Here is a 22,013-nt window from a genome sequence, read left to right on the forward strand (position 1 = left end):
CGAGGAATATATATCTAGCAACCCCAAGGGGTTGTGATATTTGTAGTTGTACCAAAAATAGAAGGCATGCTTTCTATTAAGAAAGAATGACATGCATTAATATTTAGGCTTAAATGATTCATTATTGTTATAATAATACAGCTCAAAAGTATTACTTTTAGGTTAATAAAAAAACTTTAATATTTTTTTTATGGTATTCTTATGTTGATTGTATTTTGATAAAAATATAACGACAAACCATATATAAGAATTGAAAAATTCACAATAATAATCTAGATGAAAATATTCTCAAAGGAACAGGTTTACCAAGGTGATAAGCTTACAATAGAACGCCAAAATATATCCTCAACCGATCTTATGGAACGGGCGGGAACTCAAATTTTTAATTGGATACATAGTAAGATGCAGGGATCTCAAGTACCTATTCATATATTTTGTGGTATTGGTAATAATGGGGGTGATGGTTTAGTACTTGCACGTCATTTAATTACCCATGGTTATAATGTAAATACGTTTATAGTGAATTGCAGTGATAAACGTTCAAAGGGTTTTTTAGTTAATTATGATCGCATAAAAAATGTCACTAAAAAATGGCCTGTATTATTAAATTGTAGTGAAGATTTTCCTGATATCAATCCTAAAGATATTATTGTTGATGCCGTTTTTGGAATTGGTTTAAATCGACCCATTAATGATTGGGTTAAAGCATTATTTGTACATTTTAGGTTAAGTAAGGCTTTTACATTATCGGTTGACATTCCGTCAGGACTTTATATGGATAAACCAGTAGAAGATGAAGAAGCTGTTGTTATGGCTGGATTTACACTTAGTTTAGCTTCACCTAAATTAGTTTTTTTCTTACCTGAAACAGCTAAGTATACTGCTCAATGGGAGGTGTTAGATATTGGATTAGATCAAGAATTTTTACTTGCTACCCAAACAGATGTTGAGTTGATTAGCAAACATGAGGTGATACCTAATTATATGCCCCGTGATACATTTGTGCACAAAGGGAAGTTAGGTCATGCTTTAATTATTGGTGGAAGTTACGGAAAAATTGGTGCAGTAACTTTGTGTAGTAAAGCCACGCTTTCGGCAGGTTCGGGTTTGGTTACGGCTTTTGTGCCTAAATGCGGCTATATACCTTTGCAATCATCATTTCCTGAAGCCATGGTTCTTACCGATAAACATGAACATTTGCTTACAGCCATAAGTTTTGATATAAAACCTAATGTTATTGCCTTTGGTGTTGGAGCAGGAACCCATGACCTTACAACTTATGCCTTTGAAGATTTTTTAAGAACAAATAGTACGCCATTGGTTATTGATGCAGACGGACTTAATTTATTAGCAGAGCATAAGCATTTGTTAAAATTACTCCCTAAGAAAATCCCAACAGTTTTAACCCCACACCCAAAAGAATTAGAACGATTAATCGGGGTTTGGAGTGATGATTTTGATAAACTGAATAAAGTGAAAGCGTTTTCAAAAAAACACCACGTTATTGTTGTTATAAAAGGCGCTCATACCATAACTGTTTTTGATGACAAATTATATATTAATACCACTGGAAATCCAGGCTTGGCTACAGCAGGCAGCGGTGATGTGTTAACTGGCGTGATTACAGGTTTAATAGCGCAAGGGTATCATCCAGTTGTTGCCGCTATTTTTGGTGTTTATTTACATGGCGCATCGGCTGATATTGCGGTTCCTGATTTTGGTTATGAAAGTTTAATAGCAAGCCATATTATTGAGTATTTAGGAGCGGCCTTTTTAGATTTATTTCAACAACCTGAACCAAGTAATAAGAGTGAAACACCATCTAAAGCAGCGGATAATTAAAAAAGCCGCTTCATCTGAAACGGCTTTTACATTGATTTAAAACGGAGAGTAAGTTGTGGTTATATGCTCTTTGAATTTAGCAGTGTTTCTAATTCAGGGTTTGAAGGTCGTGGTGCGTTTGCATCAACAATATTACCCTGATCATCAATTAAAATAAACCTTGGAATACCTTGAATTTGATAGTCTTGAACAAACTTTGAATTCCAATCATTATCAGCAAATAACTGCATACCACCAAGTTCTTTTTCCTGTACCATTGCTTTCCATTTGTCGTGGTCAGTCAATCGGTCTATTGAAACACTTACAAATTCAATATTTTTACCATGAAATTTCTTTTCAACTTCCTTTAAAAATGGAATTTCTCTTTTACATGGTCCGCACCACGTAGCCCAAACATCAATGTAAACATATTTGCCTTTTAAATCATCAAGCGATGTGGTGCCACCTTTGTAGTTTTCGTAATCTACAAATTTAGGAGACGGTTTACCTACTGCTAAAGCGGTTAGCTTATTATATTTTTCAGTAATTAAGGTATTGTTTTTTTCGTCAGTAGACTGTTCCATATAGGCATTATAGAACGTATCAACATCCTTAGAATATCCCATATTTTGATTAGCAAATTCAAAAAGAAGGGTGTTTTTTATGGTTGCAGATTGTACTTCTTGAACAGTTTTAACAAATGCTAAATCCCTTTCTATAGATTCTGTTGTAGCACGTTCATTGGCTTGTTTTACATAGTGATTCGTTACAAGCTCCTTATAATTATTAGAGAAGTTAAAATCAGCTTCATTATTATAATCAAAACCATCAAAATCTTTTAAAAACCCTTCAGAAACTTTAAATGTTTGGTCTTTAGTAAAATATCTGTGAGCCATTTCATACTCATTAATTCGGGCTAAATAGAAATAATGTAAATTACGTTTCTCTTTATCTATAAAATCACTTGAAATGCCTTTAAAATCATTAAGTAATTTTTCGTTAGACGCTTTTATATCCTGAAACTTCTTTTTAAACGCTTCTTCATCTAGGGTATATAATTCTGCATTATTACCCATCAAGGTCTGTTCATTTTTTCTTTTGGCGATTAAATAATTGTTCACTTCAGACCCTGATCCTTCTATTTTTAAAGAATTGGTAAAATCTTGAGCATCATAACTAATATTTAAATTATAGCCAGGTTCTAAATGAAGAAATACGGGGTTTTTACCATCATATAGCACATAAGCATTTGTGTTAGGCACGATGGTGTCATTAAAAGTGCCATCACTTGCTATTTCAAGATTTTCTTTATAACTTCTGTCAAAACTGTTTATGGTAACATCACCAACTGCTTTGTTAGTGATCTTCCCAGAAATTACGGCATATCCAATTTTGGGTTCATTCTTACATGCTAGAATGGAAATTGAAACCGCTAATAAGAGTAACTTTTTCATTGTAAATTTTTAAGATTTTTTCAAAAATAAACAAATGAAAAGTTTTTAGAATTTAAATGTTAATTTCTTAACATTTTTGATGCTTAAAAGCATATTACATCGGGTGTGTTAACTCTGAATAGGGTATTATTTTGGGAATAATATTTAGAGCATGCAACTTTTTTTGAACATTAAAAACAGCTGCCTCATCAATTTGATTTTGAGACCATTCGGTAATATCTAACCAAGATTTAACATCATTTAATTGTTGCTCATAGCGCTCTGAAATAGTTTCTGCAATATGTGGTATGTTTTTAAAGCCGACAGTATTAGTATTAATAATATGAAGAATACGTTTTAATACAAGGTCGTGTTTTGATATAAAATCTTCTCTCACTGCAATAACGAAACAGGGCCAAGGTGACGGACAGTTACCTATGCGCCTAAAAACACCGCGATCTACAAGTGGTTTTGTAGTGAATTTTTCCCATAAAAAATAATCAGCATCACCAGAGGTTAAGCCTTCAATAGCACCGTTTAAATTATTAATAACCTTAAAATTAAGGTCGGTTTCTAAATTCCAATGATGATTTTCGGCATTTATATAAGCCATCAAATGTGATCCTGATCCATAGCGACTTATGGCTGCCTTACTCTTTTTTAAATCATTTATATGTTTATATTTAGAGTGATGCGCTACATGAACACCCCATACTAAGGGGGATTGAACAAATGTTTGAACAATTTTACTTGGGTTTCCTGCAATAATATCTTTAATAATACCCTCTGTCAAAATCACTGCCATATCAATATCCCCATGGCGTAAAGCGCTGCACATAGCACCGGTGCCTTCATGATAGTCGTGCCATCTTAAATTGATATTTTCTTGTTTATAGATGCCTTCTTTTAAAGTAAGATACCAAGGGAGGTTGAAATGCTCTGGGACGCCACCAATATTTACATTGATCATATGTTAAACATTTATTCTACTAATTTATCTAGGGTGTATTTTATAAGCTTGTCAATAGTTAGAGCAGGTTTTTTGGTAAAATTCCCAGTGGCTCTATTGGCTATTATAGCATTTAACGATAGGGCTTCATGACCCAGTAATTTAGCTAGACCAAAAATAGCTGATGTTTCCATTTCAAAATTACTGATTCTAATATTATTGTATTCAAAATTATCCATTTTGCTGTTGAGTTGTGCGTCTTGAACAGGGAGTCTTAAAACGCGCCCTTGCGGACCATAAAAACCTCCAGCGGTAGCGGTCAAGCCTTCGTATGTTTGTTCACTTTTCAATTGGTCTCTTAATATTTGACTTCCTTCAATAATTATGGGGCGTGCTTTATTCGGACTCCAATTAGTATGAGTAATAAAGGCTTGTTCAAAATCAGGGGTATTAATATTGTTGAGTTGATAGGCATGTAACATACCGTTTATGTCTAAGCCGTGTGTGCTTAAAACAAAGGTATCTACGGGTATATGCGCTTGTAAAGATCCTGAAGTGCCAATTCTAATAATATGGAGTTTGGTTAAGGTTTCTTTAATTTGCCTTGTACCAAAGTCTATATTCACTAGAGCATCTAATTCGTTTAAAACAATATCAATATTATCGGGACCAATGCCTGTTGAAATTACCGTTATTCGTTTTTTTTTATAATATCCTGTATGGGTTTTAAATTCACGTTTTTGAATTTTAAACTCAATTCTATCAAAATATTTAGAAACCTTTTCAACCCTATCTTGATCGCCAACCAAAATAATGGTTTTGGCAACGTGTTCTGGTTTCAAATTAAGATGGTAAATACTATTATCTGGATTTAGGATAAGTTCAGATTCTTTAATAGGCATTGGTTATATTTTTAATAAGTTTATTTTGTTCCTTACTAAATGAGAAATTTTGTGTGCTAACCCCTCCGTATACCATATGAGTCTGGATTATTTTTGAAAAATTCTTTTGGTTTAAAAGCGCTTCATGTCCAGCTCTGTTTAGCTTTAAACCAGATTCATTTTCGTCAAAAAAATAATTAAGTTTTTCAATGATTCTATTGATTTGCATATCACCAAATCCATAGTAACCTTGGTAATTGAGAGCATAACCTAACAAGTGGTGTTTTGATTTCACCTCATTTTCCTTAATAATTTTAAGAATATTGGTTTCTAACACATTTAAACCTGTTATGGAATCAGGAAAGCGCTCTAAGTGGGCTTTTAAGCAATTACTTAAATATTGGAAAGAAGATGATTTTACAATAAATGGTTTGAGTAGGTTGTGGTCTTTGCCACAATATATACCCCAAATGGTTGCTGCTAAATCTATGTCCTCTTGATTTAGTTTGATTTTGTTTTTATAATGATCAAGAAGCTGTTTTGTGTTTAGTTCGTTTAATCCTTTTAAGTTTTTACTACCATGTACACGGCCACTACAAACCAGATAGAGTGGGAGGTTAATTTTTTTTTGAAGCAATAAATTTATCACGGCAAGCATATTTATATGACAAAATAAATCATACTCAAACCATAATACAATTTCAGAATAATCATCTATGGCACTTAACTGTTTTAATGCAAACTCCACTTTGTTAAAATCAAGTTCAACATTATAAAACTCTAGTAAAAATTGACTTCTAGCTTGAATGAAATCGTTACAATGAATAATTTCTTGAGTGGGGCCTTCGCAAAGAATTTCCTGCCAAGTCAACTTTTCTCCCTCTATTTTTAAATCATTTAAGTAAGTAGTTAAATTACCTCCGTTGGTAATGTGAAGTGTTTGTTTATTCATGATTTATCCGCCAACGCGTTTTACTTTAAAGCCTTTTTCTTTTAGTATTTTCATGATGTTATCTCTATAGTCGCCCTGAATAATAATTTTATCATCTTTAAAGCTTCCGCCCACACTGAGTTTGGTTTTTATATCCTTTGCTAAAATTTTAAAATCTTCGTTTGCTCCAGTATATCCCTCAAGAATAGTAATAGGTTTGCCTTTACGCTTTTCATATTTACAAATTATAGGGTCATCTTGAATCCAAATACCAGACTCATTTGAAGGGGGGGGTGGGGTTTCTTCTTGAACATGATCAGGAAAGAGATTTTTGAGTTGATCTTGTAAATCCATATTTATTTTTTTATCAATCCTAGTTCAATTAAACGTTCATTTAAAAATTCGCCCGCCGTGATATCTTCAAATTGTTTGGGGTGTTGTTCATTAACACAAACATTTAGAACATCTAATTTCATGTCGCTTATAGGATGCATGAAAAACGGAATGGAATACCGCGAGGTGCCCCAAAGTTCTTTAGGCGGATTTACCACACGATGAATGGTTGATTTAAGTTTGTTGTTTGTATGACGTGATAGCATATCTCCAACGTTAATCATAAGTTCATCTGGTTGGGCAATAGCATCAATCCATTCTCCTTTATGATTTTGTACCTGAAGGCCTCTACCTTGGGCGCCCATTAACAAAGTAATTAAATTGATGTCGCCATGAGCAGCAGCCCTAACAGCATCATTAGGTTCTTCTGTAATAGGCGGGTAGTGTATTGGACGCAATATAGAGTTGCCGTTGTGTATGTAATCATCAAAATAGGTTTCATCTAGGCCCAAATGCAGTGCCAAAGCTCTTAATACATATTTGGCTGTTTTTTCTAGCATTTTATACGCTTGTTTCCCTGTGGTATTGAACTCTGGTAATTCTTCAACAATAACATTGTCAGGGTACAGTGCTTTCAGTTTGTCATCATTCTCCACATATTGACCAAAATGCCAAAACTCTTTTAAATCACCTTCTTTCTTTCCTTTTGCGCTTTCTTTTCCAAAAGACACATATCCTCTTTGTCCGCCAATACCAGGGATTTCATATTTCTGCTTTGTTTCAAGTGGTAAATCAAAAAAGTTTTTTACCTCCTTATATAAATTTGTTACCAGTTGATCGTCTAGGAAATGACCTTTTAAAGCAACAAAACCAATATCTTCATAAGCTTTCCCTATGGCATCAACAAAATGTTGTTTCGTTTGAGGATTGTTAGACAAGAAGTCTTTTAAATTTACACTGGGTATAGTATTCATTGGGTGATATTTAAAACGATAGTATCTACAAATGTACAAAAACATGACAAGGTTTTACTTAGGACGAAGATTAAGCTTGTGGTCTTTTTATGCTATATTTGAATTTACGCACATATCGAGTAAAAGTTAATTCTCAAATGTTTTATGGATTTTAATTTTGAAAATATAGATAATCAACTCTTGTTACAGTTATACAAGAATATGTTGAAGCCAAGAATGATTGAGGAAAAAATGCTAATTCTTCTACGTCAGGGAAAAGTTAGTAAATGGTTTTCTGGAATTGGTCAAGAGGCTATATCGGTTGGAATTACTATGGCAATGCAAAGCTATGAGTACATTTTGCCTATGCACAGAAACCTTGGTGTTTTTACTGTCCGAGGTATTCCTTTGTATAGACTTTTTGCACAATGGCAGGGTAAGGCGTCAGGTTTTACAAAAGGAAGGGATAGATCCTTTCATTTTGGCACACAGCAGTATAAAATTGTTGGGATGATTTCTCATTTAGGACCTCAAATGGGGGTAGCCGATGGTATCGCCTTGGCTGCAAAATTAAAAAACAAAAAGGAGGTTGTGGCTGTTTTTTCAGGTGAAGGTGGCACCAGTGAAGGGGATTTTCATGAAGCTCTCAACGTGGCTTCTGTATGGCGTTTGCCTGTACTTTTTTGTATTGAAAACAATGGTTATGGTTTGTCAACACCAACCGCCGAACAATATCAGTGTAGAGATATTGCAGATCGGGGTGTAGGTTATGGTATGGAATCGCATATTATTGATGGTAATAATATTCTGGAAGTGTATACTAAAGTTAATGACATAGCGCATAGTGTAAGGCAAAATCCCAGACCAGTTTTGTTAGAATTCAAGACCTTTAGGATGCGAGGACATGAAGAAGCTAGTGGTACAAAATATGTTCCTAAAGAATTGTTAGAACTTTGGCAAAAAAAAGATCCTATTCATTGTTTTTCTGAAGCTTTAAAAGAACAAGGTATTTTAAATAAAAGTCTTGAAATGCAATTTAAAGAGGTTGTTTCTAACGAAATAGAAGAACACTTAAAGGTTGCTTTTGAAGAATCAGAAATTGAATCAAATGAAACTTATGAGTTAAATGATGTGTTTCAAATGTTTGATTATGAAAGAATTATAATTGATAAAAAAATCAAAAACATACGATTTGTTGATGCTATTTCCAGCGCACTGTATCAAAGCATGCAGAAACATGACCACCTAATTTTAATGGGACAAGATATTGCAGATTATGGCGGTGTTTTTAAGGTCACAGAAGGTTTTATTAAAGATTTTGGATATGAACGTGTTAGAAACACACCCATTTGTGAATCGGCAATAGTAGAAACGGCCATGGGACTATCTATTGCAGGGATGAAGAGTGTGGTTGAAATGCAATTCGCTGATTTTGTTTCGTCAGGATTTAACCCAGTTGTTAATTATTTAGCAAAATCTCATTACCGTTGGGGACAAAATGCCGATGTGGTTATAAGAATGCCTTGCGGAGGAGGGGTGGGGGCTGGTCCGTTTCATTCACAAACAAATGAAGCCTGGTTTACTAAAACGCCAGGTCTGAAAGTCGTTTATCCAGCCTTTCCTTTTGATGCTAAAGGCTTGTTAAACACTGCAATTAATGACCCCAATCCGGTTATGTTTTTTGAACATAAAGGATTGTATCGAACGGTAAGTCAGGATGTTCCAGAAGATTATTATACTATTCCTTTTGGAAAGGCAATGCTTTTAAGACAAGGAAATGATGTTACTGTTGTGAGTTACGGCGCAGCAGTTCACTGGGCAGTTGAAGTGTTAGATGATTTGCAAAATATCTCTGTTGATTTAATTGATTTAAGAACCCTCCAGCCATTGGACACTCAGACAGTATTTAATTCAGCGAAGAAAACAGGAAAAGTTATAATTTTTCAGGAAGATTCTCTTTTTGGTGGAGTGGCTAGTGATATTTCTGCGTTAATTATGGAACATTGTTTTGAATATTTAGACGCACCTGTAAAACGGGTTGCTAGTTTAGATACGCCAATTCCATTTTCCAATCCGCTAGAGGAAAATTATCTACCTAAAAAGCGTTTTAAAAAGATTTTAATAGACGTTTTAAATTACTAAATATAAATGGCTTTAAATCAGTTAAATAAATGTTTTAAGGGGTGTGTTTTTATTTTGGTTTTTTGGACTGTACTAGGATGTGCTAAATCTAAAAAAAATATTGAAGATAATTACGATTGGAATTCAAGAATAGTGACTGCAACAGCCTATAATTCATTAGCATATCAAACCAGTGACACCCCTAATATTACCGCTTTTGGAGATAGTTTAAAGCCTGGATTTAGATACATAGCCGTATCAAGAGACTTGCTCAAATTAGGCTTAAAACACAACACACCTGTCAAGATTGAAGGCCTTGAAGGTGTGTATTGGGTAAAAGATAAAATGCATTCCCGATGGAAAAACCGTATTGATATTTATATGGGTATTGACGTAAAACAGGCACGACAATGGGGGAGACGACGTGTTTGCATTGATTACGGGATACCAAGGCCCTAAATACCTACTTTGTTTCAGCCTCAGAGACTCTAAAAGGATACGCTTCTTTAATCTGCTTTAAGTCTGTTTCGTTTAGTTGGTTGTACGTTTTATCTAAAACCTTCATACAGTACTGTAAGCGAAGTTCATGATATGCTTTGGTAAGTTCATTTTGCACTGCAATATAGCGTTTGTAGCTTGTCTGTTTTCCATGTTGTAAAGCAATAATAGCTTCTCTGGGGTTATCGGATGCATGAGGGGCTTGTTTTCCGTTGCAGTAAGAACACGTATTATCCCCGTTATTGTCTATAAAAGTTTTAATCTCGTATTTAATATTTTCAAGTAAAACAACATCTTCACCAAGCATTATGTTATCATCATTATTAATAATTATTCTAAGAATATTCCGATTATTTGAAGCCAAATTACAATCTTCATTGGGAGGGCAAGGAGTTGCAAGTTTTCTATTGATGCCCTCATCTGACGAAATTGTGGCCGTAACCAAAAAGAAGATTAGCAATAAAAAAGCAATGTCGGCCATGGAACCAGCATTTAGTTGTGGTGTGCGTTTAGAAAGTCTCATAAAGTATAGTTTTTGATGTTTGTGTAATGTGGTACACAAAAACAATACCACAACGAAATGACATTCAATCTAGTGCCCGTATCTTTTACAACCTTGCCATAGGTTGGTATTGGTGTGTTTGAAATCTATAACTCTTTTAATGATAGTTAAGTTTTCTTGTGTTATCGTATTCAATTGTCTCGATATTTTAATATAAGATTTCATACCGTATAATTTTGATTGATGAAAGACGAGTTTGTAAAGACGTTACTATCTGTAACGTCTTTTGGTGTTCCATTGGTGACTTTTTGTTCCGTGTAAAGTTCCAGAAATTTGATTGTTGTTTAAAGTTCTCATGATGTTCATTTTTTGATTAATAATACTGTTATTTTTCGATTGATATATAAGAAAGACGACGCAAAATATATTTTGTTACAGTACTATGTAAAACAAAGTACTTAATTAACAAATTTTAACATTTTTGAGTTTAGAAATAGAAGAGGAGTCAATTTCAGTATTTTAGGTACGATTATTGTTAAACACATATTAAAATACGGAGCATCATACTAGCATTTTACAAGAAAAAAATATCTTTGCTATATATTTTGCTCTAAAAAACATATTGAAGATTGATGAAGTCTTTTTTTTATCTATTAGTATTCTTTTCAATATCTGCTTTTGCTCAACTAGATAGCAAAAGTAATTCTATGAGTATACCGGCTGTTGAAGTGGCTAAAGAGCCTGAGAAACCAAAACCCAATCTTCCAGCTACCAACAATTCTGCAACGAGCAATTTTCCTAAAACTCCAGCAAAATTAGAGTTGCCTAAAAAGGAATTTTCCATGTTTGCCAATGAGAAATTTGGTAATCCGGGAGAATTGTATCAAAAAGAATTGAATGACGAATTACGTGATGTTAAATTAAGTAAGGAGGAAGTGGAGCGCCGCAACGGGAGTACTACCGATCAATATTTTGGAGATTTTAAAAGTCAATCAGAATTTGTGAATGTAGCTTATCGAGATCATGGTTATGTTGATGGTGATATTGTGCAGGTAAGAGTCAATGATGATATTGTGCATGCCCGAGTTTTTTTATCAGGAGGCTTTAAAGGTTTTAAACTAGATTTAAAACCTGGTTTTAATAAAATAGATTTTGTTGCATTAAATCAAGGAGAATCAGGGCCTAATACCGCCGAGTTTAGGGTCATTGATGACAAAGGTATGGTGGTAACTCAAAACCGATGGAATCTTGCCACCGGTGTTAAGGCTACGGTTATTGTTGTAAAAGAGTAAATTAAGAAATAATTGTATTAATACGTTCTAATTCCTCTTCGGTAAAGTTTAAATTATCAAGGGTTTTAATATTTTCTTTCAATTGCTTAGAAGAACTAGCACCAACAAGTACAGATGCTACTTGAGTCTGTCTTAAAATCCAAGCAATAGCCATTTGAGATAATTTCTGACCTCTTTTTTGAGCTATTTCGTTTAACTTTCTAATTTTATTAAGGTTTGTTGAAACGGTTTGAGTGTCTAAATAAGTTAAATTTTTTGCTGCCCTTGAGCCTTCAGGAATTCCATTCAAATATTTATCGGTTAATAACCCTTGAGCTAATGGTGAAAAAGCAATGCAACCTACACCGTTTTCATTTAAAGTATGTAACAAACCATCTTCAACCCATCTATCAAACATGGAATATCTTGCCTGATGCAAAATAAAAGGGACATTTAGCTGCTTTAAAATGCTGGCAGCAAGTGCTGTTTCTTTAGGTTTATAGTTTGAAATACCCACATAGAGGGCTTTGCCTTGTCTTACAATATCGGCTAAAGCGCCCATTGTTTCTTCAAGAGGCGTATCGGGGTCTGGTCTGTGGTGATAAAAAATATCAACATAATCTAATCCCATACGTTTTAAACTTTGGTCAATACTCGCTATTAAATACTTTCTTGAGCCAAAATTACCATAGGGGCCAGGCCACATATCATATCCCGCTTTTGAAGCGATAAATAATTCATCGCGGTAAGGCTTAAAATCTTTTTTAAAAATAGTTCCGAAGGTTTCCTCAGCAGAGCCATAAGGAGGGCCGTAATTATTAGCCAAATCAAAATGAGTAATACCTAAGTCAAAGGCCGTTCTTAAAATGTCTCTACCATTCTGTAAAGCATCAACAAATCCAAAGTTATGCCATAACCCAATTGACATAGCAGGAAGAAGCACTCCACTTTTTCCAGATCTTCTGTAGATCATAGATTCGTATCGTGAAGGATTCGCGGTGTATGACTGTACACCAGACTTATCATTAATATGCATAATATATAGTTTACTTCACAAAAGTAGCTATAATTTAATGGATTCCCCAGTATAAAAAGGGGGCTTAAAATTAAAAATAAACACCAATCAACACATGTTGGCAAGACATTTGACCATTTATAATAAAACGATCTAGCATTTAGTTCTTTTTGATATATCTGTAGTATTTCTGGATAATTTTATGAATATCATAGCCAATAAACTCTACAAAGATGTTATTTTTGCACGTCGCAAATTTTAAAGTATGTCTACAGCAAAAGCCGAGCTAGAATTAGAAGAACGGAAAGAAGGTAAGAATTTATATAGTTATCAAAAGGGAGCCATCAATAAGATTTTTAAAGCTTTTGAGGAATCTCCAGATGATTATCATTTATTATATCAATTACCAACAGGAGGGGGGAAAACAGTAATTTTTTCTGAAATAGTAAGACAGTATTTAAAACATCATAAGAAAAAAGTACTTGTGATGACCCACCGAATTGAGTTGTGTAAGCAAACGTCAAATATGCTTACAGAATTTGGCGTACACAATAAGGTTGTAGATAGTAAAGCCGATTTGAGCGATCAAAAAGAATATAGCTGTTTTGTAGCTATGGTTGAAACGCTTAATAATAGACTAAATGATGATAAACTTGACATTTCAGATATTGGTTTGGTTATTATTGATGAAGCACACTATAATTCGTTTACAAAGCTGTTTAAGTTTTTTAGTCAAAGTTTTATACTAGGTGTAACGGCTACACCATTGAGTTCAAGTATTGAATTACCGATGACGGATAACTATGATGAGCTTATTGTAGGAGAAAGCATTGAATCGTTGATTGAAAATGGCTTCTTAGCCAGAGCTGAGATGTTTACTTATAACGTAGGGCTAACCTCATTAGTGGTTGGAGCAAATGGCGATTATACTGTAAAATCATCAGAAGATTTATATACAGATAACGATATGTTATCTAAACTTCTGCATGCTTATGAAGAACGTTCAAAAGGTAAGAAAACCTTAATATTTAATAATGGTATTAATACCTCTTTACATGTTTATGACACATTTAGAAGAGCAGGATATAAAGTAGCGCATTTAGATAATACTAATACCAAAAAGGAACGTGCTATGATTTTAAAATGGTTTAAAAATACGCCTGACGCTATTTTAACCTCAGTAAGTATATTAACTACCGGGTTTGATGAGCCTTCCGTGGAAAGTATTATTCTCAACAGAGCCACCAAATCACTTACCTTGTATTATCAAATGATTGGTCGTGGGTCTCGTATTTATAAAGATAAAAAAGCGTTTACCGTTATCGATTTAGGAAATAACTTTCACAGGTTTGGGCCTTGGGGGGACGATTTAGACTGGCAACGTATTTTCAAATCACCTACCTATTATCTGGATTCAATTTTAAGTGATGAAGAACTTGAAAGTAATTTTAGATATGAGATGCCCGATGAATTGCGTAAAGAGTTTGAAAACTCCAAAGATGTGTATTTTGATGTACAAAAATGCTATGTAGACTCTATTCGCTCTGGAGAATCTTCAAAAGTGGTTTTAGAACGTTCTATTGAGCATCATGCCAAAATTTGTATTGAAAACAGTGAAGATGTTTATGATGCTTTGGCATTAGCAAAAATGCTCGGTGATGATATTGATTTCAGAATTCAGCGCTATACCAAATGCATTAGTAAAAGCACTTATAATTTTGTGGAATGGCTAAAAGGTGAATACAGAAAGAAATTAAATTCTTATTTACGTACAAATTTTGATGAGGTGTTTGAAGAGATTTTTGGTTACCCTCCTGAAGATTAAAATTTAGATTATGGTATACACATGACTTAAATGTCATGAGATTCAAAAAATAACTAAGCATTTAGGTTAGATTAATAGTGATATTTATATGAGTGTATCTAGAAAAACGGTTCTCATCATTTTATCTTTTTTTGCAACGTATGTAATTTGGGGGTCTACCTATATGCTTAATAAAATAGCAGTAACAGAGTTGCCTCCTTTTTTTCTGGCGTCTATGCGATTTCTTACCGCAAGTGTGCTCATTTTTCTAATTGCTAAGTTTTCAGGTATTAGTTTAAAAATTAGTTTGAGGCAGCTCAAAAATGCAACCATTGCTGGTTTTTTGTTTTTAACCTTTGGCAATGGCGTTGTGGTTTGGGCTTTGAAATATGTAGATAGTGGTTTTACCGCTTTAGAAATATCAGCACAACCTTTGGTGGTTCTTATTTTAATGCGCATACTTCAAGGAAAAAAAATCGCTTTGATGTCTTACATAGGTGTTGTCCTAGGTTTTACAGGTATTTTTTTATTAGTGAGTCAGAAAGAATTGATAAGCCAAGAGGGGCAAGTACTGGGTATGATAACTATTTTTGCTTGTATGATAAGTTGGGCTTATGCCAGTATTTTTGTAGGAACGGCCGATTTACCTAAAAATCATTTTGTGAATACAGGATACCAAATGTTCACAGGAGGTATAATACTTACCGTGGTGAGTTTAGGTTTAGGAGAATCATGGTCTTTACCCACGCAATGGTCAGTTGAGGTACAGTGGTCAATGCTAGGTTTAATAGTATTTGGAAGTATTGTGGCATTTACAGCATTTAATTATCTGTTAAAAACGGTTTCTCCAGAACAAGTGGCTACTTCAACCTATGTAAACCCTATCATAGCTCTTATTTTAGGTTGGTGGGTGCTTGATGAGTATATTTCTTTACAATCTATAATTGCTGCGGTCATTCTTTTAACAGGTGTTTATTTTATTAATACAAGACGCAAATTTAAACCACGACCTTATGGACGTTAAACAAGCCATTAAATATATGATCATAAGTGCGCTCGCTTTTGCTTGTATGAATGGCACCGTGAAATATCTATCAGGATTCAATACTTTTCAAATAGTTTTTTTCAGATCAATAGGGTCGCTATGCTTTACGTTTGGCCTGTTGTTGAAGAATAACATTCCCATGTTTGGGAACAATAAAAAGATATTGATTTTAAGAGGTTTGGTTGGGGTGACGTCCATGTCGTTATTTTTCATGTCAACAAAATATTTGCCTATTGGAACGGCGGTTTCATTACGGTATTTAGCGCCTATATTTTCTGGTATTTTCGCTGTACTGTTTTTAAAGGAATATATTAAACCGGTTCAGTGGCTATACTTTTTTATAGCCTTTTTAGGCGTGTTGGTATTAAAAGGATTTGATACAACGCTAAATACGTTAGGGTTGATTTTAATTATAATTTCGGCCATTTTTAGCGGCTTAGTGTATGTTATATTGAGTAAAATAGGAAAAACAGAACACCCCGTAGTAGTGGTACATTATTTTATGATGATCTCCTTTTTGGTTGGTGGTGTTGTTTCTATATTCTATTGGAAAACACCCTTAGGAATAGAGTGGATATTATTACTGTTACTCGGTGTATTTGGATATTTCGGACAATTATACATGACCAAAGCGTTTCAGATAGCATCAACAAATCAAGTAGCGCCCCTTAAATATTTAGAAGTTGTTTTTTCTGTACTTTTAGGTATATTCATATTTACCGAAATCTATACATTATGGAGTCTTTTAGGGATTAGTATGATTATAGTAGCATTGATTTTAAATGCTTTTACAAAGAAAAAATAAGTTAGGTAATTACGTTGCATAGGCTATTTTGATAGTATTTGTTAATTATGAGATAACCATGTTATTGTCAAACTTATATTTGTCAATCGTACTTTTATAAATTCTTAAGCATCTTGAGAAATTAACCTTTTAGAATTTGTAATTTTGCAGCGCTTATTTTTTGAATTAAACCGCTCATGAGTTTCAAGACACGCGTCAATCATTATAGAAGAACCATTATGCATAATATTACCAAACGTGTAGGTAGTAATTATGTAAAGCCAGAATACGGATCACTTGTTCCTGAACACATAAAAAAAGTTCTTATTATAAGGCCTAATCACAGACTAGGTAATCAACTACTTTTAACGCCATTAGTTCAGGAAGTTATCAAAACGTTTCCCAATTGTACTATAGATTTATTTGTAAAAGGTGGTGTGGCACATCCTGTGTTTCAAAATTATGAAGCGGTTAATACCATCATAAAATTGCCTAAAAAGCCATGGAGTAATGTATTTCAATATATAAAAAGTTGGAGTTCAATAAAGCAAAAACACTATGATTTGGTAATTAATGGTGATAGAAATTCATCTTCTGGCAAACTTTTAACCTCTATGGCAAAAGCCAAGTTTAAGATTTTTGGAAATGAAGACGAAGCTGCTGTGTCAAAACATTCTGATTTTAAGCATATATCCAAATTTCCTATTTATCTACTTCGGGATTATTTAAAGAATTTGGGGGTGGTATTATATCATACTGAAATGCCGTTACTTGATATAAAATTAGATCAGGAAGAACTTTCAAAAGGTAAAGCGATATTGAAAGATGTGGTGAAAAATGACAAAAAGACCATTTGTATTTACACCAATGCTACTGGAGATAAATGTTATTCTGAAACATGGTGGACAACCTTTTATGAAAGACTATTACAAGAGTTTCCAGCGTATAATATCATTGAAATGCTTCCCATTGAAAACATTTCAAAAATTAATTTTAAATCACCTAATTTTTACAGCCAGGATATTAGAGAAATGGGCGCTATTATAAAAAACACAAGTATTTTTATAGCTGCTGATAATGGTGTTATGCATTTGTCAAGTGCCAGTTTAACGACTACAGTTGGTTTCTTTTCTGTAACTAATCCAGAAATTTATCAACCCTATGGTAATGGTAGTGTGGCGCTTCATACCAATAAAACACAAATGGAGGATTGGATTTCTGCTATCCGAAATATCTTAGAATAGATTAATAAATTATTCTTAAATTTAAAACGGTACACCATTAGTTACAATAATTGCTTTGTAACTTTGTAGAACAATGTTTAATTTATTACACTATGAAGGGTTCTTATTTGTATGCTATATTAGTTTTTTTTGTATTAATGTCTTGTGGTTCATCAAAAAATCAGGTAACGCAAGCAGAGATTGATGCCTTAACCAATCTGGTACAGAGTAAAAAGTTTACTATAGATTCAGAATGGGCGTATCCCATGGCTACGGCTTCTATGCAGCGAGTAGCAGGTTTGCTTCAGCCCGGTAGTAATGCTGGCTCTATAAATTTAATTGGAAACAGTAATTTTCTAAATGTTTCAGGTAACACGGTAAAATCGTATTTGCCATATTTTGGAGAGCGCCAAATGGGAGGAGCCTATGGTGGTGGTGATAGTGCAATTCAATTTGATGGCGAAACTAAAGATTACAAAGTATCGGAAGGGAAGAATAACAGTTATATCATTTCTTTTGACGCTTTGAGTAATTCTGAAAATTTTAGAGTTATTATTAAAGTGTTTCCCAATATGAATGCTGATATGTCATTAACTGGTAATAATAGGCAAACTATAAGTTATTCGGGTAAAATATTACCGCTCAAGGAAGAAAAAGCGGAGAAGTAAGCTGTCTTCAGTAGGGGTGATTTTAAGAAAGGTATATTTGCACTTTTAATGAAAAATATGATATTGCAGTTCACCTATTCATCGTAAATTTTTATTATTCAGTCGATTATTTTTTTTAACCATAGGAGTCAGGTGGTATTTTAGTCGTGTTAATCAAACAAATTCAACATGAAAAATATTGCCCTACTATTTAGCATTGTGTGTTTTGTTGCTTCTTGTAATATGTCTTTTGCGCAAGATGTGGCCAACTCAGAATCAGAACTTGAAAAACCTGAAAATTATAAAAAGAGAAGTCCTGTTTATGACTATTCAGAAAAGCAACTAAACAATGTTGATACTATTCCAGATTATCTAACCAAGAAAAATAAGCTAAAAATTACGGGTACTATTTACGAAAGTGATGGTGTAACACCAGCTAAGAATGTGTTACTTTTTATAGAGCAATCCGATGAAGAAGGTAATTTTGTTTTAAAGCGTCATAATAAAAAGCGCTATGTACATCATAGAGGCTGGGTAAAAACAGACTCAGATGGTAAATACACGCTATATACCTTTGTGCCTGGTAGTTATATTTACGGAAGTGAGCCCAAGCAAATTTTGCCTGTTATAAAAGAGCCTAACAAACCTGAGTATAAATTAGAGAGTTTTCTTTTTGATAATGACCCTATGTTAACTGAAAAGTGTCGTACCAAAGTAGAAGCCACCAATCCGCAGCGAATCCTAAAATTAGACAAAAAAGAGGGGCTTTTTGTAACTACAAAAGATATTGTTTTAGGTAAAGAAAATGCAGAGTATTAATTATTTTTGATCTATCCTGCGTTGTTTAATAAAACAAAAAACCTATCATTATTAACATGATAGGTTTTTTGTTCTTAATGACTTTCTAAATCAAGTTACTAAATGTTTTTTAACTTTTACTTGAACTCATAGAGTTTTGGTCTAAACTTTAGGAGAAACAGAGGTTAAGTCATATATGTTCTTCAATTATTCCGTTTATATTTTGGATTTGAAAGTTCTGTTAAACAGTTACATGTTTCCAAAATCATTTGTAGTCTGAATTTTGGTTTTTTGTGTTTCAAGACAGGGAGCTTATATTTAAAATTATTAAAAATAGTGGGTGCAATAGAATTTTTTCAGATTATTTTGCTATTTTTCAACTCTAATTTTATCACTGCAAAGAGCATTGATTCAAGTGGTTGAAAATTAATTATTTTTAGTTTGTTTAAACGTTTTTTTAGAGTATGTTATCACGCATAATGAAAAATGAAAAAACTTAAAAAATGCTTGTACATTGCCTCAATCATAGCTGTTGTAGGTTGTACTTTTTTTTATTTTGAATATCAAAATTTCCAGCCTTCAACCGATTTCGATAATTTAGAATCTCATCTAATGATTTGGTCTCCATCGCATGAAAAGACCTATGTAGAGTTTATAAAAACTCTGTCAGAAGATGATTCTGTAACTTTATATGTGCCAAAGAAAACGCCTTTGGATACTGTAAAGAATAAATTACTCAAGGCAAACGTTAACCTTAATAAATTAACACTTATTCCCATTCAAAACGAACGAATTTGGATTCGTGATTTCGGCCCCGTTTTTTTAGAAAATAAATACGGGAGTTCTAGGGTATTTTGTTTTAAGTACTACCAAGAAAGAAAAAGTAGTTTCCCTTATGAATATCAAAAGCTTATTGGCAAGCGCATTTATGCTTCACGCATTCTTAACGTGGGAGGAGCAAGAGAAGTTAATGGTGATGGATTGGCCATATTAATAGAATCTCATGAACGCATGTATAACCCAGAGTTATCCTTAAAAGATATAGAGAAAGAGCTTAAAAGAAAAATGGGGATTAAAAAAGTTATATGGCTTAAAGATGTGCTGCCTCAAGATGAATACGAAGGCACTGAACTTATACCAAATCAACTGTATTCTTTTGGAGCTGGTCATATAGATAATTTTTGTCGATTTATTTCGCCAGATACCATATTACTTGCTCAAGTACCATTTGAAGACCGATATCTTCATCCCATATTACAAACAACTTCTGATCGTTTGGAAAAAAGCTATGAAATTTTAAAAAATTCTCTGGATCAAGATAACAACCCTTTACATATTGTTAGGGTTCCTATTGCTCCATTTTTAGTAGAAAACAATTTTGAATATACTCAGCACCCTATACTATTTCCTACGAGTTATTTAAACTTTGTCATTGGAAGCAAAAAAGTAGTTGTACCGTCATACGGCGAGTATCTTAATACACCTGAAGCCAAAGAAAGGGATATTTTGGTACACGCTCAGTTTAAAACATTATTTCCTTCAAAAAAAATTATTATGCAAAATTGTGCTGATATTAATAAAGAAGGCGGAGGTTTTCATTGTATTTCTCTTAATAAGACAAGAAAGAAAACGAAAAAGTTAACATAATAGCTTTATTTCGAATCGTGTTTTTGTCCTAGAGATTTTATCAGCACGGTCTTTTAGTAATTTATGAAGCAGAGTTTATTCTTTTGATAGATGTTTATAGATACATGGTAACCTGTATCAATTCTATAACAAAACGTTGTTTTACCACTTTACCCGTCCTGAATAATCCATAATAAAAAGTGTACTATAATGGTCAGCATTATGTTACTTTGCTTTGGTAAAAGCCATAGTTACGTTTGCTGATTTTTCTTTTAAAAGTTTTCTTCTCCAAAGCTTCTTTTACAAAGTTAATGGAACACTTTTTACACGACGACGTAGGAGGGAAGTGTAATGTGTGTGGAATGACTTTAAATATTTAATTATCTAATAAATTATTAATATTCTCATCTATACTATTATTTGTAACATCAGAAGGTAGTTCATTTTCATTTTTCTCGACTAAATATGGTAGTTCATTATTAGGCACATCTCCTTCTACAATATTGTTTAAAAGATACTTATATCTAGATACCTTTGACGGAGACTTTTCGCCTCCAAAATTTAGAACTACATCAACTTCTTGACCTCTGGCAATTAATTCTGCTGAAGGAATAATCAATTGAAAAGTAGACCTACTTGGTCTGCCATGACTCATTATTTTCAACGATTCATTAGTATAATCTCCTGGAAAAGTATTTTGTCCTATGCGAATTATTCCAGGTATGGCAACTATTCTGTAAAAGAAATTTATATCATTATTAAACTCCGAAGTATTAAATAATACTTTAACAAAGCTTAAAACAACATTGCCTCCAACAAGTTCAATATTTTTAAGTCTGATATGACCTCGAATTACAGGAAAATCAATACTCTTCATCATTGCTTCTATTAAATAATGAGGAGCAATTTTTGTTTGCCCATCCAATCGGATATAATATTTGTCTTTATATTGATGTGGTTTATGCTTGCTTTTTTCTACTTCTATTATGAAAATAGAATTTCCATTTGGAGCATCCAATTTTTGAACTCTCACTCCAACGATTAGTGGAATTATTAAGTTAGAAATTTTATTAATAATTCTATCTCTATCTAAATTCGTTTCAAAAGGAGTTAAATCACCTTGAGCAATCGTATTGCCTTGAGGGTTTGTTGTTTCAATTGGTGCTCCCCAAATAACAATACCTCCTTCTGCATTAGAAAGACCGCAAATTGCTTTAATAACAGCTTTTTCTTTATCATTATGATTACCCTGAACAGGATAAGACTTAAATTCTAAATTCAAAGTTTCTTCCTTTTCTGTATTAAAGAAATCTACTATGTCATTATAAGTTAAATCATATAAGTCTTTGTTGAATATTATTTGTGAAAATTTCATATA

Annotated in this window: 20 protein-coding genes; 11 read left to right on the plus strand and 9 right to left on the minus strand. The window is 33.2% G+C overall.

The features are described from left to right. The first annotated feature begins 276 nt into the window (after positions 1-276). Positions 277-1,842 (plus strand): NAD(P)H-hydrate dehydratase, encoded by a 1,566-nt coding sequence (locus KFZ70_RS13030; RefSeq protein ID WP_139698681.1) that lies wholly within the window; start codon positions 277-279, stop codon positions 1,840-1,842. A 59-nt stretch (positions 1,843-1,901) separates the two neighbouring features. On the opposite strand, the gene KFZ70_RS13035 is transcribed toward KFZ70_RS13030, so the two are convergent. The 6 genes from KFZ70_RS13035 to KFZ70_RS13060 all read right to left on the minus strand — a co-directional run bounded on the left by KFZ70_RS13035 (position 1,902) and on the right by KFZ70_RS13060 (position 7,322). Continuing rightward, positions 1,902-3,275, minus strand: a complete 1,374-nt coding sequence (locus KFZ70_RS13035; RefSeq protein ID WP_139698680.1) for a TlpA disulfide reductase family protein — start codon at positions 3,273-3,275, stop codon at positions 1,902-1,904. Between the two features lie 94 nt (positions 3,276-3,369). Beyond that, positions 3,370-4,224: a substrate-binding domain-containing protein gene (locus KFZ70_RS13040; RefSeq protein ID WP_139698679.1), complete on the minus strand. Its 855-nt coding sequence runs from the start codon at positions 4,222-4,224 to the stop codon at positions 3,370-3,372. A gap of 11 nt (positions 4,225-4,235) precedes the next feature. Further along, positions 4,236-5,105: a nucleoside phosphorylase gene (locus tag KFZ70_RS13045; RefSeq protein WP_139698678.1), complete on the minus strand. Its 870-nt coding sequence runs from the start codon at positions 5,103-5,105 to the stop codon at positions 4,236-4,238. Further along, a complete protein-coding gene (locus KFZ70_RS13050) occupies positions 5,095-6,036 on the minus strand; it encodes a DUF1835 domain-containing protein (protein ID WP_139698677.1) in 942 nt (313 codons plus the stop codon). The genes KFZ70_RS13045 and KFZ70_RS13050 overlap by 11 nt, the downstream gene beginning before the upstream one ends. 3 nt (positions 6,037-6,039) lie before the next feature. Then, entirely contained in the window at positions 6,040-6,369 is a 330-nt protein-coding gene (locus KFZ70_RS13055; protein ID WP_139698676.1) for a translation initiation factor, read from the minus strand. 2 nt (positions 6,370-6,371) lie between these two features. Continuing rightward, complete coding sequence (locus KFZ70_RS13060; RefSeq protein WP_139698675.1) at positions 6,372-7,322, minus strand: isopenicillin N synthase family oxygenase; 951 nt, start codon at positions 7,320-7,322, stop codon at positions 6,372-6,374. Positions 7,323-7,466: 144 nt separating this feature from the next. On the opposite strand from KFZ70_RS13060, the gene KFZ70_RS13065 reads away from it, so the two are divergent. Together KFZ70_RS13065 and KFZ70_RS13070 are read left to right on the plus strand one after the other, a co-directional pair. Next, positions 7,467-9,443, plus strand: a complete 1,977-nt coding sequence (locus KFZ70_RS13065) for a thiamine pyrophosphate-dependent enzyme (protein ID WP_139698674.1) — start codon at positions 7,467-7,469, stop codon at positions 9,441-9,443. A gap of 6 nt (positions 9,444-9,449) precedes the next feature. Further along, entirely contained in the window at positions 9,450-9,881 is a 432-nt protein-coding gene (locus KFZ70_RS13070) for a 3D domain-containing protein (protein ID WP_233244103.1), read from the plus strand. A 4-nt stretch (positions 9,882-9,885) separates the two neighbouring features. Here the strand turns inward: KFZ70_RS13070 and KFZ70_RS13075 are convergent, their stop codons facing one another. After that, positions 9,886-10,443, minus strand: coding sequence for a biopolymer transporter ExbD (locus KFZ70_RS13075; RefSeq protein WP_139698673.1), 558 nt, complete (start codon positions 10,441-10,443; stop codon positions 9,886-9,888). A 611-nt stretch (positions 10,444-11,054) separates the two neighbouring features. On the opposite strand from KFZ70_RS13075, the gene KFZ70_RS13080 reads away from it, so the two are divergent. Next, positions 11,055-11,714 (plus strand): hypothetical protein, encoded by a 660-nt coding sequence (locus KFZ70_RS13080; protein WP_139698672.1) that lies wholly within the window; start codon positions 11,055-11,057, stop codon positions 11,712-11,714. A 1-nt stretch (position 11,715) separates the two neighbouring features. Here the strand turns inward: KFZ70_RS13080 and mgrA are convergent, their stop codons facing one another. Next, complete coding sequence (mgrA, locus tag KFZ70_RS13085) at positions 11,716-12,729, minus strand: L-glyceraldehyde 3-phosphate reductase (protein WP_139698671.1); 1,014 nt, start codon at positions 12,727-12,729, stop codon at positions 11,716-11,718. A gap of 244 nt (positions 12,730-12,973) precedes the next feature. Here mgrA and KFZ70_RS13090 point away from each other — a divergent pair, with 244 nt between their 5' ends. From KFZ70_RS13090 to KFZ70_RS13120, 7 genes are all read left to right on the plus strand, one after another. Next, positions 12,974-14,533 (plus strand): DEAD/DEAH box helicase, encoded by a 1,560-nt coding sequence (locus KFZ70_RS13090; RefSeq protein WP_139698670.1) that lies wholly within the window; start codon positions 12,974-12,976, stop codon positions 14,531-14,533. 88 nt (positions 14,534-14,621) lie between these two features. Next, positions 14,622-15,536: an EamA family transporter gene (locus KFZ70_RS13095; RefSeq protein ID WP_139698669.1), complete on the plus strand. Its 915-nt coding sequence runs from the start codon at positions 14,622-14,624 to the stop codon at positions 15,534-15,536. Continuing rightward, positions 15,526-16,362, plus strand: coding sequence for a DMT family transporter (locus tag KFZ70_RS13100; protein WP_139698668.1), 837 nt, complete (start codon positions 15,526-15,528; stop codon positions 16,360-16,362). Before KFZ70_RS13095 ends, KFZ70_RS13100 begins: the two co-directional genes overlap by 11 nt. A gap of 176 nt (positions 16,363-16,538) precedes the next feature. After that, positions 16,539-17,585 carry a glycosyltransferase family 9 protein gene (locus KFZ70_RS13105; protein ID WP_139698667.1) on the plus strand — a complete coding sequence of 349 codons (1,047 nt, stop codon included), beginning with the start codon at positions 16,539-16,541 and terminating at the stop codon, positions 17,583-17,585. Between the two features lie 92 nt (positions 17,586-17,677). Then, positions 17,678-18,232: a DUF4251 domain-containing protein gene (locus KFZ70_RS13110; RefSeq protein ID WP_139698666.1), complete on the plus strand. Its 555-nt coding sequence runs from the start codon at positions 17,678-17,680 to the stop codon at positions 18,230-18,232. Positions 18,233-18,400: 168 nt separating this feature from the next. After that, positions 18,401-19,030, plus strand: coding sequence for a hypothetical protein (locus KFZ70_RS13115; RefSeq protein ID WP_139698665.1), 630 nt, complete (start codon positions 18,401-18,403; stop codon positions 19,028-19,030). A 465-nt stretch (positions 19,031-19,495) separates the two neighbouring features. Further along, complete coding sequence (locus tag KFZ70_RS13120) at positions 19,496-20,656, plus strand: agmatine/peptidylarginine deiminase (RefSeq protein WP_139698664.1); 1,161 nt, start codon at positions 19,496-19,498, stop codon at positions 20,654-20,656. Positions 20,657-21,011: 355 nt separating this feature from the next. On the opposite strand, the gene KFZ70_RS13125 is transcribed toward KFZ70_RS13120, so the two are convergent. Continuing rightward, positions 21,012-22,010 carry a helix-turn-helix domain-containing protein gene (locus KFZ70_RS13125; protein ID WP_139698663.1) on the minus strand — a complete coding sequence of 333 codons (999 nt, stop codon included), beginning with the start codon at positions 22,008-22,010 and terminating at the stop codon, positions 21,012-21,014. Positions 22,011-22,013 lie beyond the last annotated feature (3 nt).

Source organism: Allotamlana fucoidanivorans (genome assembly GCF_045788535.1).
GTDB classification, from domain to species: Bacteria; Bacteroidota; Bacteroidia; order Flavobacteriales; family Flavobacteriaceae; genus Allotamlana; species Allotamlana fucoidanivorans.

Excerpts from the sequence above, each read along its gene's own strand:
- KFZ70_RS13030 (WP_139698681.1), top strand. The coding sequence starts at position 277 with ATGAAAATATTCTCAAAGGAACAGGTTTACCAAGGTGATAAGCTTACA.
- KFZ70_RS13035 (WP_139698680.1), bottom strand. The coding sequence starts at position 3,275 with ATGAAAAAGTTACTCTTATTAGCGGTTTCAATTTCCATTCTAGCATGT.
- KFZ70_RS13040 (WP_139698679.1), bottom strand. The coding sequence starts at position 4,224 with ATGATCAATGTAAATATTGGTGGCGTCCCAGAGCATTTCAACCTCCCT.
- KFZ70_RS13045 (WP_139698678.1), bottom strand. The coding sequence starts at position 5,105 with ATGCCTATTAAAGAATCTGAACTTATCCTAAATCCAGATAATAGTATT.
- KFZ70_RS13050 (WP_139698677.1), bottom strand. The coding sequence starts at position 6,036 with ATGAATAAACAAACACTTCACATTACCAACGGAGGTAATTTAACTACT.
- KFZ70_RS13055 (WP_139698676.1), bottom strand. The coding sequence starts at position 6,369 with ATGGATTTACAAGATCAACTCAAAAATCTCTTTCCTGATCATGTTCAA.
- KFZ70_RS13060 (WP_139698675.1), bottom strand. The coding sequence starts at position 7,322 with ATGAATACTATACCCAGTGTAAATTTAAAAGACTTCTTGTCTAACAAT.
- KFZ70_RS13065 (WP_139698674.1), top strand. The coding sequence starts at position 7,467 with ATGGATTTTAATTTTGAAAATATAGATAATCAACTCTTGTTACAGTTA.
- KFZ70_RS13070 (WP_233244103.1), top strand. The coding sequence starts at position 9,450 with ATGGCTTTAAATCAGTTAAATAAATGTTTTAAGGGGTGTGTTTTTATT.
- KFZ70_RS13075 (WP_139698673.1), bottom strand. The coding sequence starts at position 10,443 with ATGAGACTTTCTAAACGCACACCACAACTAAATGCTGGTTCCATGGCC.
- KFZ70_RS13080 (WP_139698672.1), top strand. The coding sequence starts at position 11,055 with ATGAAGTCTTTTTTTTATCTATTAGTATTCTTTTCAATATCTGCTTTT.
- mgrA (WP_139698671.1), bottom strand. The coding sequence starts at position 12,729 with ATGCATATTAATGATAAGTCTGGTGTACAGTCATACACCGCGAATCCT.
- KFZ70_RS13090 (WP_139698670.1), top strand. The coding sequence starts at position 12,974 with ATGTCTACAGCAAAAGCCGAGCTAGAATTAGAAGAACGGAAAGAAGGT.
- KFZ70_RS13095 (WP_139698669.1), top strand. The coding sequence starts at position 14,622 with ATGAGTGTATCTAGAAAAACGGTTCTCATCATTTTATCTTTTTTTGCA.
- KFZ70_RS13100 (WP_139698668.1), top strand. The coding sequence starts at position 15,526 with ATGGACGTTAAACAAGCCATTAAATATATGATCATAAGTGCGCTCGCT.
- KFZ70_RS13105 (WP_139698667.1), top strand. The coding sequence starts at position 16,539 with ATGAGTTTCAAGACACGCGTCAATCATTATAGAAGAACCATTATGCAT.
- KFZ70_RS13110 (WP_139698666.1), top strand. The coding sequence starts at position 17,678 with ATGAAGGGTTCTTATTTGTATGCTATATTAGTTTTTTTTGTATTAATG.
- KFZ70_RS13115 (WP_139698665.1), top strand. The coding sequence starts at position 18,401 with ATGAAAAATATTGCCCTACTATTTAGCATTGTGTGTTTTGTTGCTTCT.
- KFZ70_RS13120 (WP_139698664.1), top strand. The coding sequence starts at position 19,496 with ATGAAAAAACTTAAAAAATGCTTGTACATTGCCTCAATCATAGCTGTT.
- KFZ70_RS13125 (WP_139698663.1), bottom strand. The coding sequence starts at position 22,010 with ATGAAATTTTCACAAATAATATTCAACAAAGACTTATATGATTTAACT.